This is a genomic window from Tropicimonas marinistellae (assembly GCF_001509585.1).
Taxonomy (GTDB): Bacteria; Pseudomonadota; Alphaproteobacteria; order Rhodobacterales; family Rhodobacteraceae; genus Tropicimonas; species Tropicimonas marinistellae.
The window spans coordinates 1-13,302 of sequence record NZ_LNCI01000005.1 but is presented as its reverse complement, the minus strand read 5'-3'; the positions used below and the strand labels follow the sequence as shown (position 1 = coordinate 13,302).

The window sequence follows — 13,302 nt, the reverse complement described above, 5'->3', positions numbered from 1 at the left end:
GCCCCTGGAATCATTGACCCCGGCTGATGTCCCACGGTGAGACATCTTACCGGTGTCTCAGAGCCCCTTCTCGCGGTAGCTCAGCGCCACCCGGTCGATCGCCACCAGATAGGCCGCCGTGCGGAGGTCCGTAACGTCGTCACGCGCGTGCCAGACCTCGCGCATCGATTGGTAGGCGATGCGCATCGTATCGTCGAGACCGGAGCGCACGAGTTCCAGTTCCCCGGCCCCGCGCAGGTACTTCTCCTTGAAATGCGGCGTCATCGACCAGCTGTCGCCAAGATACCGGTCCAGCCGTTCCAACTCGTTCACCAGCAGCTGGTGGCGCGCCTCTTCCTGCCGCCGCTGCATCCGCCCGAAGCGGATGTGGCTGAGATTTTTGACCCACTCGAAATAGGAAACCGTCACACCACCGGCATTCGCGTAGAGATCGGGAATGATCACCACACCCTTGCGTCGCAGGATCTCGTCGGCGCCGGCTGTGATCGGCCCGTTGGCGGCCTCGATGATAAGCCGCGCCTGCACCGCATCCGCGTTGGAGACGTTGATCACGCCTTCCAGAGCCGCCGGTATCAGGATGTCGCATTCCATTTCCAGCACCTTGGCGCCGTCGGCCACGTATTTCGCATCCGCGTAGCCCGACACGCCGTGATGCGCGCTGATCCAGTTGCGCACCGCCTCAACGTCCAGCCCCATGTCGTCGATCAATGCGCCGTCTCGCTCGACAACCGCAACGATACGGGCCCCGTCCTCCTGGCTCAAGAACTTCGCGGCGTGGTATCCGACGTTTCCCAGCCCCTGCACGATCACCCGCTTGCCCTCAAGCGTTCCCTCAAGCCCAGCCTTTTCGATGTCTTCCGGGTGGCGGAAAAACTCCTGCAAGGCGTATTGCACGCCACGGCCGGTGGCTTCCACGCGCCCATGGATGCCTCCTGCGTGGATCGGCTTGCCGGTAACACAGCCGCTGGCATTGATATCGGACGTGTTCATGCGCCGGTACTGATCGGCGATCCAAGCCATCTCGCGCTCGCCTGTGCCCATGTCGGGCGCCGGAACGTTCTGCGACGGGTCGATCAGGTCGCGCTTGGCCAGTTCGTATGCAAACCGCCGGGTGATCTGCTCCAGTTCGTGTTCCTCGTACTGGCTCGGATCCAGGCAGAGACCACCCTTGGAGCCACCGAACGGCGCTTCCACGAGCGCGCATTTGTAGGTCATAAGAGCCGCCAGCGCTTCAACCTCATCTTGGTTCACGGCCAGCGCATAACGAATACCGCCCTTCACCGGCTCCATGTGCTCGGAATGCACCGAGCGATAGCCGGTAAACGTCTGGATTCGACCGCGCAGACGCACACCGAACCGCACCGTGTAGGTTGCATTGCAGACCCGGATCTTTTCTTCGAGCCCGGGTGGCAGATCCATGATCGAAACCGCACGGTTGAACATGAGGTCGACGGATTCGCGAAACGTCGGCTCCCGGTTTTCTGTCATCGTCGGCATCCTCCCTCCGGCGCCGGGCATTGAGCGCGAACGGTTCGTCCACACGTGGGCGCCGCTCCCCCGACCCTAGGACGGAACGCCCGCCAAGACACGTCAATTTCGCCTGCTCGCGACGAATCAACCGGCGGATCGTGGGCTCAATGCCAACGACGCTGCGCAACAATTCCGGGCTTGCGCAGAAACCGTCCTCACCGCGGAAACCGTCGCGCAGCCCAATGCGGCAAGATTTCCACAGAAACGCCGCAACATGCCGGAAATCCGACACAATTGAGCGCCAGAGTCGTGACCAACGCGGCCAGTTCATGGCAAAAAGGAAACCTGGGTTGGGGGCGCCCATGCCGACGGGGGTAGAAGGGTGCCAATAATGCTGCTGACGTCCACAGCTTCGGAAGGCCGTGCGCGCAAGGTTCGCGCCGCGCGCAAGCGCCTTGGGGAGTTCTCGCGTCGCGAGGACGGGGCCCTTATCGTCTTCACGCTCTACATCCTGCTCTGCATGCTCATGGCGGTCGGCATGGCGATCGATACCGTGCGGGCAGAGTTCCAGCGCATTCGCGTGCAGAATACCATCGACGGCGCCGTGCTTGCCGCGGCCGACCTCGAACAGGTGCTGGACCCGAAGGAGGTCATCTACGACCACCTCGGGCGCATCGGGCTGAGCCGCGACGACATTCACGTGTCGACCTACCAGGCGGTGAACGACAAGATCGTGTCCTCCTGGACCAGCACCGGCGTGAAGACAATGTTCATGGACATGGTCGGGATCGACTCGCTGCCGGCTGCTGCCAGCGGAACGGCGGAAGAATCGGTGACAGACCTGGAAATTGCCCTGGTGCTCGATAATTCGGGTTCCATGGGGCAAAACAGCGACTACCGGCTGAAACTGCTCAAACCGGCGGCCAAGCAATTCGTCGAAACAGTTCTCGATGCGGACACTGCTGAAAAAAGAATCTCAATCTCGATTGTCCCGTTTTCCACGCAGGTCACGGTGGGATCTGAACTTTTGTCCTACTATACTGGCGTCACCGGCGAGCATTCCTATTCCCATTGCGTGACCTTCAAGAGCGCCGATTTCGAGACCGTCTCGATGCCGACCACGACGTCTCTGGACCGCACGGCCCATTTTGACCCGCGAACCACGCGTTCAACCGTACGCGAGTCAGAGAGGGTTTGCTCGACATTGGCCAGCCGCGACATCACCCCCTGGTCCAACAACTCCACCTCACTGAAGGCCAAGATCGACGCGATGGATACGCAAAGCCAGGGCGGCGCATACACCTCCATCGAAATCGGCGCGAAATGGGGGGCGGCATTGCTCGACCCCTCTGCACGCACCGCGTTGTCCGGTATGATCGAAAGCGGATCGGTGACGTCTGAATTCAGCGGCCAGCCGTTCGACTACACGCGCAGGGCGACGCAGAAATTCCTCGTCATCATGTCGGATGGTGCGAATACGAACCAATACGATGTCAAATCGCCCTTCCGCAAAGGTGACTCCACACTCTACCACAAGGTCGGGACGAGTAAGACATACCGCGACAACTATGTCTTCTACGACGAAAACCGGGCAGGAACCGAAAAGTTTTACCGGTTCAAGGAGGGATACTGGTTCTCGACCCCTGCGGACGACCCGGATGACGTGGAACGTCTGACCTGGCCCGAGGTCTGGAAGCAATCGTCGGTGAAATGGTACACCGAGAACCTCGCTTCGGTCGCCCTCGGCGGAAACGCGAGCACATATTACAACCAGATCGTGATGAGCGTGAGTTCGTCGGCCAAGAACACGCGAACCTCCAAAATCTGTGCCGCTGCCAAGGCGAAGGGTGTGGTCGTCTACACGATCGGCATGGATACCTACGGTCAGGGAGACGCAACACTTTCGGATTGCGCCACGAGCCCCGCGCATTTCTACGACGTGCAATCGGTGGACATTGCGAATGCCTTCGAATCCGTTGCCCGGACAATCACCCAACTTCGCCTGACCAACTAACCAGTTGACCAGAATCCGAAGGGTCGGAGCGCGCAATACCCGGCGCGGCTCCGGCCACTTAGGGACGGGCTGGAGCCCGCACTGGACGCGCAAGTCGTCACAGGGATTTCACGAAACTGTCCGCCCCTGCCCACGCAGGGTCATATTTCTGCCGGGCCCGTAGGGCTTTGTTCACCACGTAGGTTCCAGCCGGAGCCCCTCTTAACGAGTTAACGTCAGGTGTTACAATGCTGCCCGCTCCGTCCCTGAATCCGACGCACCGCCGCTCCCCCAACGCAATCACTGCCCAGACACGTTCGCTGATCGAGCGCGTCCGCCGTTTCCGCCAGGACGAGGACGGTGCATTCGTCGTCTTCACTCTCTACATCCTGCTTTGCATGCTGATGGCCGTGGGAATGGCCATCGACACGGTGCGTTTCGAGAATGCTCGCGCCAAGTTGCAGAACACGCTGGATCGCGCGGTTCTCGCTGCGGCGAGCCTCGACCAGAGCCTCGACGCCGAGGATGTGGTGGAGGATTACTTCAAGAAGGCCGGTCTGGAAGACTATCTTGACGATGTCGATGTGGACGCGAACGTCAACGCGCGTACGGTCAGCGCAACCGCCAGTGCGAAGATTGGCACGATGTTCATGGACATGGTGGGTATCGAAACACTGACCGCGCCTGCGTCCGGTACCGCCACGGAGAGCATCGGCGACCTGGAAATCGCCCTTGTTCTCGACAATTCCGGCTCGATGAGGGGCACCCGATTGAGCCTGCTGAAACCCGCTGCGCGCGACTTCATCGACGCCGTGGCGCGCGACGATACCGAAACCGACAGCACCACCGCGATCTCAATCGTCCCATTTGCAACCCAAGTGAGCGCCGGCTCGGACCTTTTGGGGCAAATTTCCACGACCGCGGATCACAACTACTCCCATTGTGTGACATTCGAAGATGCCGATTTCTACGCCGTCGACATGCCGAGCACGACGACCTACCGGCAAACGGGTCATTTCGACCGACAGTCGGCGAGTAGCAACAGCTACAAGCCAAGCAATTCCAACCTGATCTGCCCGGTGGATGACAGTCGGCACATCACGCCCTGGTCCACCGACGCGACCTACCTGAAGGGTCGGATCGACGACATGACCGCCAACGGCTGGACCTCCATCGAGATCGGGACGAAATGGGGGGCCGCCCTGCTCGACCCCAGCATGCGTGACGTGTTGACCGACCTCGCCGACGAAGGCGTTGCCGACGACGCGCTGCGCGGACAGCCGTTCGAGTACAGCCGCTACAACACGATGAAGGTGCTCGTCGTAATGTCGGACGGTGCGAATACACAGCAATACGACATCAAGGACGGTTACCGGAACGGTGACTCCCCCGTTTACAGCATCAGTTGCACGACAACCGAGACATACTGGAGCAGGAAGAGGAACAAGTGGATCACGAAGACCACCACCGAGGATTCCTACGCCTACTACGATCCCGGCAGCGGTCCCTCCGGCCGTCCCTACTGGCGCCAGTGCGACGATCGCTGGTACTCGGAAGCCGGCGACGACGCGGAAAGGTTCACGTGGCCCGAACTCTGGGACGAGATGCGCGTCGACTATTTCACCGACTACATCAAGGAACCGGCGATCGGCGGTAACAGCAGCACTTACTTCAACCAGATCGTCAAAGGCTACAACAGCAGCACCAAGAACACGCGGACCTCGAACATCTGCACGGCCGCCAAGAACGCCGGCGTCACGATCTTCACCATCGGTATGGACACGAGTGGTCAGGGCGACGCGACACTGGCAGATTGCGCCACTGCGGAGAGCTATTTCTACGACGTGCGCAGCCTCGACATCTCCACCGCGTTCAACGCCATTGCGCGCCAGATCAACCAGCTTCGGCTGACCCAATAGGCGAGAAAACGGGCGACAGGATTTGTCGCGATACTGTGCAAAATTCGCAGTTCCGCGCGGCTGTCGCCCAATTTCCGCCACACCCGTAATATTTCCTCTAATTTGAAGACCCCCGGAACAGACCGGGATCCGGGCCCGGGATTTGGGCGCATGGACAGATTTTTTGTGCATTTTGCACCGTCCAGACCGCGATCCGGACCCATTCCGCCAGGTCTTCCGGGGGTGCCATCCGGCATCACCGATCGAGTGACCTGTTAGGCCGGTAGTATGAAGCGGACCGACACATCCTGGTTTTCCAGCCTGCGCCCGCGCTTCGCGCGGGAAGACGGAAACGTGACGATTGAGTTCGTGATCCTCTTTCCGATCTTCATGGTGCTGTTCATGTCGGCCTTCGAGGTCGGTCTACTCATGGTGCGGCAGGTGATGCTCGACCGTGCGGTCGACCTGACCGTGCGCAGCCTGCGTCTCGGGCAATGGGACATCCCCACTGGAGATTCCGACGAGGCGAAGCTGGCACAGCTGGCAGTTCATGACCAAATGAAAACCGTGATCTGCGACGCGGCCGGTATTCTGCCCGACTGCGAGAGCAACCTGTTCATCGAATTGAACAAGGTTTCGACTGTTACCTGGGAGCCGCTGTCGACTGCGGTGACCTGTGCGGACAAGAATGCCGAGGTCAGCCCCCCCGCGAGCTTTAACTCGGGGCTCAAGAACGACCTCATGATGGTTCGGGTCTGCTCGAAGCAGAAGCCGATCTTCCCCCTGAGCGGACTGGGCGCCAAGCTGCAATACGTCGACAACGAGTACTACGCGCTGGTCTCCATGACCGCTTTCGTCAACGAGCCGAGTTGAGGAGGGAGACGAAACCATGCTGTCCACCCTGCCCCGCCCAATCGAGACCCTGCGCCGCTTCCTGGTGCGTGACGATGGCGCGATGTCCGTCGAAACCGCGATCATTCTGCCGGCGCTTTGCTACATATACGTGGGCTCGTTCGTCTGGTTCGACGCGTTCCGGATGCAGAACCTCAACCTGAATGCCACCTACACGATCTCCGACATGCTCAGCCGCGAAAGCAACGGGGTCGACCGGGATTACTTCGATGGGCTGGACGAGGTCTACGACTACCTGACCAAGGGGAACCACCCGACCCAACTCCGCGTGTCGGTGATTGAGTGCACGGCAAACTGCAACGCCGACGACTCCCGACAACTGGCGGTTTGCTGGTCGGAGGCCACAACCGGTCGCGTGGAACTCACCGATGCAGATGTTCAGGGCAAGAACTCCATCGTGCCGATTTTCGACAACGCCGACCAATTGATCATGACCGAGACCTTCATGATCTACAATCCGGCCTTCAATGTGGGCCTTGGGTCGCAAAAGCTCGAAAATGTCGTCTTTACCCGGCCGCGTCCGGGCCAGCTCAAGTGGGACAACGGCGACGACACCTTCCAGGACTGCAACAACAACAACTAATCCCTAGATTGCAATAGTGCACAATGGGCGCTGTATGGGTGCTCACATGTGCATATTGCCGAAGCCATGCCTGCGCCCTACCTTTCATTGCGAAAGGAACCGCACTCATGTCCATCAGACCCGTTGATCATACGAGCCGGGCCGTCCCCACCATCGAGGGCGCCGGCGTCCACCTGAACCGCGTGTTCGGTTTCGGCGATGCCAACGAGACCGACCCATTCCTTTTGCTCGACGATTTCCGCAACGAGCGACCAGAAGACTATTCGGCAGGATTCCCGTGGCACCCACACCGCGGCATCGAGACCGTCACCTACGTGCTGAGTGGCACTGTCGAGCATTCCGACAGTCTCGGCAACACCGGTCGACTTGGCGCCGGCGACGTGCAGTGGATGACCGCCGGCTCCGGCATCCTGCACCAGGAAATGCCCGAGGGAAACGCATCTGGTCAGATGCATGGCTTCCAGCTCTGGGCCAATCTGCCCTCATCGCTGAAGATGACGGCACCGCGATACCAGGACGTGCAGGGCGGTGAAATCCCGGAAATCGTCGATGACGACGGCACCCGTGTGCGGATCGTCGTGGGCTCCTTCTGGGGGAAAACCGGACCGGTGGACGGGATCGCCGCGGACCCACAATTCCTCGACATCTCCGTACCGGCAGGTGTGAAAAAGACCTTCCCGGTAGATACCTACCGCCGGGCCTTCGCCTACATCTTCGAGGGCGCAGGTGCTTTTGCCGATGCCTCGCAGCCCACTGGCGTGCTTCTTGAAAAAGAGGTCGCCGGCCAGGAGGTCAACATCCGCGACATGTCCGGCAATCGCACGCTTGTGCGTTTCGGCAACGGCGACGAAGTCACGGTTCAAGCCGGCCCGGAGGGCGTCCGCTTCCTGCTGATTTCCGGCGCGCCGATCCAGGAGCCAGTCGCGTGGCACGGACCGATCGTGATGAACACGCGTGCCGAGCTTGAAACGGCATTCCGCGAACTCCGCAACGGTACCTTTATCCGCGCGCAGCACTAGGCGACGTACAAACGGCACCGCGTCCGGTCGAACCGGGCGCGGTCGCGTCGTCGCATTGGACGCCGACGGATCGGCGCAGCATGTCCCAGTATATATCTTCGACGTCGCCCCGGCTCAGGGTCCCGCCATCCCGGAACCACGTGCTGACACCCGTCAACATGGCAATCAACCCGCGTGTGGCGACTTTGGTGTTGGGCAATTCGAAAACCCCCTCGGTCCGACCGGCGGCAAGGATGTCGTCCAGTTCGTTCTCGTATTGGCGCCTCAGGGTTTCGATCGCACGGAAATTGTCTTGCTCCAGATTGCGCAGTTCCATGTAGGAAACGAACACCTCGTCCGGCCGATCGAGATGGTACCGGATGTGGAATCGGGTGAACCGCTCAAGCCGCGCGACCGGATCGGTCGCATCGGTCGCACCGTCGCTAACCCGTTCGGCAGCCCAGGTCTCCAGAAGATGCTCCATGTGCGCGCGCATGAGATCGAAGAGCAACGCCTGTTTGTCGGGCGTGTAGGTATAGAGCGCGCCAGCCTGCACTCCAACCTCGCCAGCGATCTGCCGCATGGAGACGGCGGCATATCCGTGGCGGGCGAACAGCCGGAGGGCCGCTGCGCGAATGCGCGGCCCGGTTATTTCGGCGTGTGATCCTGTCTTGCGTGCCATTGTGGCAACCATCTACTGAACGGGTGTTCAATTCAAGGGTATGCGCACCGCTTGCCCTTGCGCCGCCGCGACAGATAGGGTGCGCCGACCCTGCTCCGGAGGCCCGATGCTCCTGTTCTTGCGCCCTGCCGTACCGCTGATGACCGTAGTTCTGCTTGGCGGCTGCGCACAATTTCCCGAACTCGACGCCGCGTTGTCGGAGGAAGCGCTGTCAGCCCCGCAGCCGGAATTATCGGATAACCGCCCGCTTCTGGCGGCCGCTGGCGATGGATCGTTGGACGAGATGGATCAGGCGGCGCTTCAATCGCGCGCGGCAGCCTTGCAGGACCGCACGGCGGGCTTGTCCGAACCGGTGATCGGGGACGCAGATCGCGCCGATATCGACGCTGCCCATGCCCGGCTGAGGCAGGCCGCGGCCATCGTTGCGCCTGACACCTGATCGCGCTAAGTCACGCCGGGCCGCCTGCGGAGCGGCCTCTGTAGTTGCCAAACCCTAGAACCGGAGACGCGCACATGACCCAACCCCTTCGCATCGGCATTGCAGGGCTGGGCACCGTCGGCACAGGCGTGGTGAAGATCGTCCGGCAAAAGGCGAACCTTCTTGCCGCCCGTGCCGGCCGACCAATCCAGATTGTCGCCGTTTCCGCACGCTCGCGAAACAAGGATCGCGGCGTTTCGCTCGGCGGCTATGGATGGGAGGATGATCCGGTCGCGCTGGCGACCCGCGAGGACGTCGATGTCTTTGTGGAACTGATGGGCGGTGCCGACGGTCCCGCCAAGGCGGCGACGGAAGCCGCGCTTGCGGCGGGCAAGGACGTGGTGACAGCCAACAAGGCGATGCTGGCGATCCACGGACAGGACCTTGCCGAACGCGCCGAGACAGCCGGTCACGTGATCCGTTTCGAAGCGGCCGTCGCTGGGGGCATTCCGGTGGTCAAGGCGCTGACCGAAGGGCTCGCCGGCAACGAGGTGACGCGTGTCATGGGGGTCATGAACGGCACCTGCAACTATATCCTGACCCGGATGGAAGAAGCGGGCCTGCCCTACGAGGACGTCTTCGAGGAGGCGCGACAACTGGGTTACCTGGAAGCCGACCCGAACCTCGACGTCGGCGGCATCGATGCGGGGCACAAGCTCGCGTTGCTGGCCGCGATTGCCTATGGCACGCAGGTGAATTTCGACGCCGTTGAACTGGAAGGCATTCAGCAGATCTCCATTGAGGACATCCGTACGGCCGCCAATATGGGGTTCCGCATCAAGCTACTCGGCGTGGCGCAGATGACCGGCCGCGGGCTGGAACAACGCATGTCGCCTTGCCTGGTGCCCGCCGACAGCCCGCTTGGGCAACTGCAAGGCGGCACCAACATGGTTGTGCTGGAAGGCGACGCGGTCGGGCAGATCGTGCTCCGTGGCGCGGGTGCCGGCGAAGGTCCGACCGCCAGCGCGGTGATGAGCGACGTGATAGAGATCGCGCGCGGCACAAGGCTCACGACATTTGGGCAACCGGCGCACGGGCTCGAAATCGCTCGCCCGGCCCGCGCATCCGCTCCGGCACCTTATTACCTCCGGATGCGGCTTATCGACAAACCCGGCGCAATGGCGAAGGTGGCAACCGTGCTGGGCGACGCGGGCATCAGTATCGACCGCATGCGCCAGACCCGCCACGACGACACCACCGCCCCGGTCGTCATCGTCACGCACAAGACCGCGCGCGACGCGCTCGACAGCGCTTTGCGGTACCTGCCCGGCACCGGCGTGGTTCAAGGCGAGGCGGTTGCGATACGTATCGAGGACGTTTGATGCAGTGGCAGCTCAAAAGCGAGGCCGTTTGACGCTATAGCGCTAACGGCGCTTGGCGGCACCTCCCTGCACCGCTACCCCGAGTGCGAACACGTCTCATTCTACCAGACAGGACTGCTGAATATGCATAACCCGCCCGAGTTCCATGACCGCATGCTTTCGCTGGCACTGGCCCGCGTCTCCGAGGCCGCCGCGATGGCCTCGGCCCACCTGATCGGCCACGGCGACGAGAAAGCCGCCGACCAGGCCGCGGTGAACGCCATGCGCGAACAGCTCAACAAGCTGGAAATTCGGGGCGTGGTTGTGATCGGCGAAGGAGAGCGGGACGAGGCGCCGATGCTGTATATCGGCGAGGAAGTCGGTGAAGGCCAAGGGCCGGAGGTGGACATTGCGCTTGACCCCCTGGAAGGCACGACCCTCACCGCCAAGGATATGCCCAACGCCCTGACAGTGGTTGCCATGGGGCCGCGCGGCTCGTTGCTCCACGCGCCCGACGTCTACATGGACAAGCTGGCGATCGGCCCCGGCTACCCTCAGGATGTGGTCACGCTCAAGATGGAACCGGCGGAGCGCGTTCGCGCCCTCGCCAAGGCGAAAGGATGCGACAACGACGATATCAACGTCTGCATTCTGGAACGTGACCGCCACGATGACCTGATCAGGGAGGTGCGCTCCACCGGTGCCGCGATCCGCCTGATTACCGATGGCGACGTGGCCGGTGTCATGCACTGCGCGGACACGTACAAAACCGGCATCGACATGTATATGGGCTCTGGCGGCGCGCCGGAGGGTGTTCTGGCGGCTTCCGCATTGAAGTGCATGGGCGGCCAGATGTACGGCAAGCTGCTGTTCCGCAACGAGGACGAAATCGCCCGCGCCCGCAAGGCCGGCATCGATGACCTGGACAAGATCTACAGCCGCGACGAGATGGTCACGCGCGATGTAGTCTTTGCCGCCACGGGCGTTACCGACGGCAACCTGCTGCCAGGCGTGAAGCGCGAGCCGCACCGGTTCACGACCGAAACGCTGCTTATGCGTTCGAAGACCGGTTCGGTGCGCCACATCACCTATTCCAACCCGGTGTAATCCCGGTCATGGCGGCGTTTCTCGGGGTCGAGCAGTCGCTCACCGGCCGGACCTGGGTCGGACCGAGCCTCGAACAGGAACGCCGCGCCGAGGCGCTCGCGCAGGCAACCCGCCTGCCCGAGCCGCTTTGCCATACGCTGGCCCGGAGAGGCGTGGCCGACGCGGATGTGCAGTCCTTCCTCGATCCCAAGCTGCGTGACATGCTGCCGGACCCGCGCAGCTTGAAGGACATGGAGCCGGCCGCTGCCCGCGTGCAATCTGCCGTGGAGCGTCGTGAACGGATCGCCGTATTCGCCGATTACGACGTCGACGGCGGCAGTTCCGCCGCGTTGCTGCTGACGTGGCTGCGCCAGCTTGGACGGCCGGCGACGCTCTACGTACCGGACCGGATTGACGAGGGGTACGGCCCCAACCCGGCGGCAATGAAGAACCTTGCTGCCAATCACGACCTGATACTCTGCGTCGATTGCGGCACGCTCTCTCACGACGCGCTGGCTGCCGCCGACGGCGCCGACGTGGTCGTTCTCGACCACCACCTAGGCGGCGAGACTCTTCCGCCAGCGCTCGCCGTGGTAAATCCCAATCGCCAGGACGAAAGCGGTGCACTGGCGCATCTCTGTGCCGCCAGTGTCGTCTTCCTGCTGCTGGTTGAGGTGAACCGCCGCATGCGCGCGGCGGGCGTGCGGGGGCCGGACCTGATGGCGCTGCTCGACCTTGTGGCATTGGCGACCGTCGCGGATGTTGCTCCGCTGATCGGCGTCAACCGGGCGCTTGTGCGCAGCGGGCTAAAGGTGATGGCACGGCGGGAGCGGCCGGGCCTCCGGGCACTCGCCGATATCGCCGGCATGAAAGAAGCGCCGCGCGCCTATCACCTGGGCTACCTGCTGGGGCCACGGATCAACGCTGGCGGGCGCATCGGTCAGGCCGACCTCGGCGCTCGGCTGCTGGCAACCGACGAACTGGCAGAGGCACAAGCACTGGCCGAGCGTCTTGACGGGCTCAACCGGGAGCGCCGCGATATCGAGGCGCGCGTGACCGAGGAGGCCATGGCACAAGCCGAGGCGCGCGGGCTGGACGGCCCACTGGTCTGGGCCGCCGGCGAAGGCTGGCACCCCGGCGTCGTCGGCATCGTCGCCTCCAGATTGAAGGAGGCAACCAACCGCCCCTCGGTTGTCATTGGCCTGGCGGATCAGGAAGGCAAGGGCTCGGGCCGCTCGGTCACCGGTGTGGATCTCGGTGCCGCAATCCACCGGGTGTCGCAGGAGGGGCTGCTTCTGAAGGGCGGCGGACACAAGATGGCAGCCGGGCTGACCGTGGCGGCCGACCTTTTGGAACCGGCCATGGATCGGCTGGCGGAACTCCTCGAACGGCAAGGCGCAGGCGCGGGTGGCCCGAGGGACCTCGACCTCGACGGGCTACTGATGCCGGGAGCGGTCACCATCGAGTTGATCGAACGGATCGAGGCCGCGGGTCCTTTCGGCGCGGCGGCCCCTGCCCCACGCTTCGCCCTGCCCGACATGGCCATTCTCCACGCCCGGCGGGTTGGTGAAAGCCACCTCAAGGTGAGTTTCGGCGACGGGCTCGGCGCGCGGATGGACGCCATTTCATTTGGCGCCTTCGATACTCCGCTGGGCGCGCGGTTGGAGGGACACGGCGGCGCACGTTTCCACCTGGCCGGACGCCTGGAAATCAACGAATGGAACGGCCGCCGCGCCCCGCAACTCCGGCTGGAGGATGCCGCAGAGGCGTGAGCCGTCAACAGCGCGACGCGCTCCACGCACTTTCTGAGAACCAGTGTGAGAAATCGCTTGCGCGCCTCGGCGACGTTTCCTAAATACCGCGTCACTGCCGACACGGTCCGTTCGTCTATCGGTTAGGAC

At 62.7% G+C, this 13,302-nt stretch carries 11 protein-coding genes; 9 read left to right on the top strand and 2 right to left on the bottom strand.

Annotated elements, in window-relative coordinates; translation table 11 throughout:
- Positions 1-57 precede the first annotated feature (57 nt).
- A complete protein-coding gene (locus ARC39_RS11285) occupies positions 58-1,488 on the bottom strand; it encodes a Glu/Leu/Phe/Val family dehydrogenase (protein WP_068115150.1) in 1,431 nt (476 codons plus the stop codon).
- A gap of 373 nt (positions 1,489-1,861) precedes the next feature.
- Between ARC39_RS11285 and ARC39_RS11280 the strand changes: the two genes are divergently transcribed.
- From ARC39_RS11280 to ARC39_RS11260, 5 genes are all read left to right on the top strand, one after another.
- Positions 1,862-3,484 (top strand): pilus assembly protein TadG-related protein, encoded by a 1,623-nt coding sequence (locus ARC39_RS11280; protein ID WP_068114506.1) that lies wholly within the window; start codon positions 1,862-1,864, stop codon positions 3,482-3,484.
- 227 nt (positions 3,485-3,711) lie between these two features.
- Entirely contained in the window at positions 3,712-5,382 is a 1,671-nt protein-coding gene (locus tag ARC39_RS11275) for a TadE/TadG family type IV pilus assembly protein (RefSeq protein WP_068114504.1), read from the top strand.
- A gap of 267 nt (positions 5,383-5,649) precedes the next feature.
- Positions 5,650-6,234, top strand: a complete 585-nt coding sequence (locus tag ARC39_RS11270) for a TadE/TadG family type IV pilus assembly protein (RefSeq protein ID WP_068114501.1) — start codon at positions 5,650-5,652, stop codon at positions 6,232-6,234.
- Between the two features lie 16 nt (positions 6,235-6,250).
- On the top strand, positions 6,251-6,856 hold the full coding sequence (locus ARC39_RS11265) for a TadE/TadG family type IV pilus assembly protein (RefSeq protein WP_068114498.1): 606 nt from the start codon (positions 6,251-6,253) through the stop codon (positions 6,854-6,856).
- A 107-nt stretch (positions 6,857-6,963) separates the two neighbouring features.
- Positions 6,964-7,875, top strand: coding sequence for a pirin family protein (locus tag ARC39_RS11260; RefSeq protein ID WP_068114496.1), 912 nt, complete (start codon positions 6,964-6,966; stop codon positions 7,873-7,875).
- Here ARC39_RS11260 and ARC39_RS11255 read toward each other — a convergent pair.
- Positions 7,856-8,536 carry a TetR/AcrR family transcriptional regulator gene (locus ARC39_RS11255; protein ID WP_078059241.1) on the bottom strand — a complete coding sequence of 227 codons (681 nt, stop codon included), beginning with the start codon at positions 8,534-8,536 and terminating at the stop codon, positions 7,856-7,858. The genes ARC39_RS11260 and ARC39_RS11255 overlap by 20 nt on opposite strands.
- Positions 8,537-8,642: 106 nt before the next feature.
- Here ARC39_RS11255 and ARC39_RS11250 point away from each other — a divergent pair, with 106 nt between their 5' ends.
- From ARC39_RS11250 to recJ, 4 genes are all read left to right on the top strand, one after another.
- A complete protein-coding gene (locus tag ARC39_RS11250; RefSeq protein ID WP_068114494.1) occupies positions 8,643-8,975 on the top strand; it encodes a hypothetical protein in 333 nt (110 codons plus the stop codon).
- 74 nt (positions 8,976-9,049) lie between these two features.
- On the top strand, positions 9,050-10,336 hold the full coding sequence (locus ARC39_RS11245) for a homoserine dehydrogenase (RefSeq protein ID WP_068114492.1): 1,287 nt from the start codon (positions 9,050-9,052) through the stop codon (positions 10,334-10,336).
- Positions 10,337-10,459: 123 nt separating this feature from the next.
- A complete protein-coding gene (glpX, locus tag ARC39_RS11240; RefSeq protein ID WP_068114490.1) occupies positions 10,460-11,422 on the top strand; it encodes a class II fructose-bisphosphatase in 963 nt (320 codons plus the stop codon).
- An 8-nt stretch (positions 11,423-11,430) separates the two neighbouring features.
- Entirely contained in the window at positions 11,431-13,173 is a 1,743-nt protein-coding gene (recJ, locus tag ARC39_RS11235; protein ID WP_068114488.1) for a single-stranded-DNA-specific exonuclease RecJ, read from the top strand.
- The last annotated feature ends 129 nt before the right edge of the window (positions 13,174-13,302 follow it).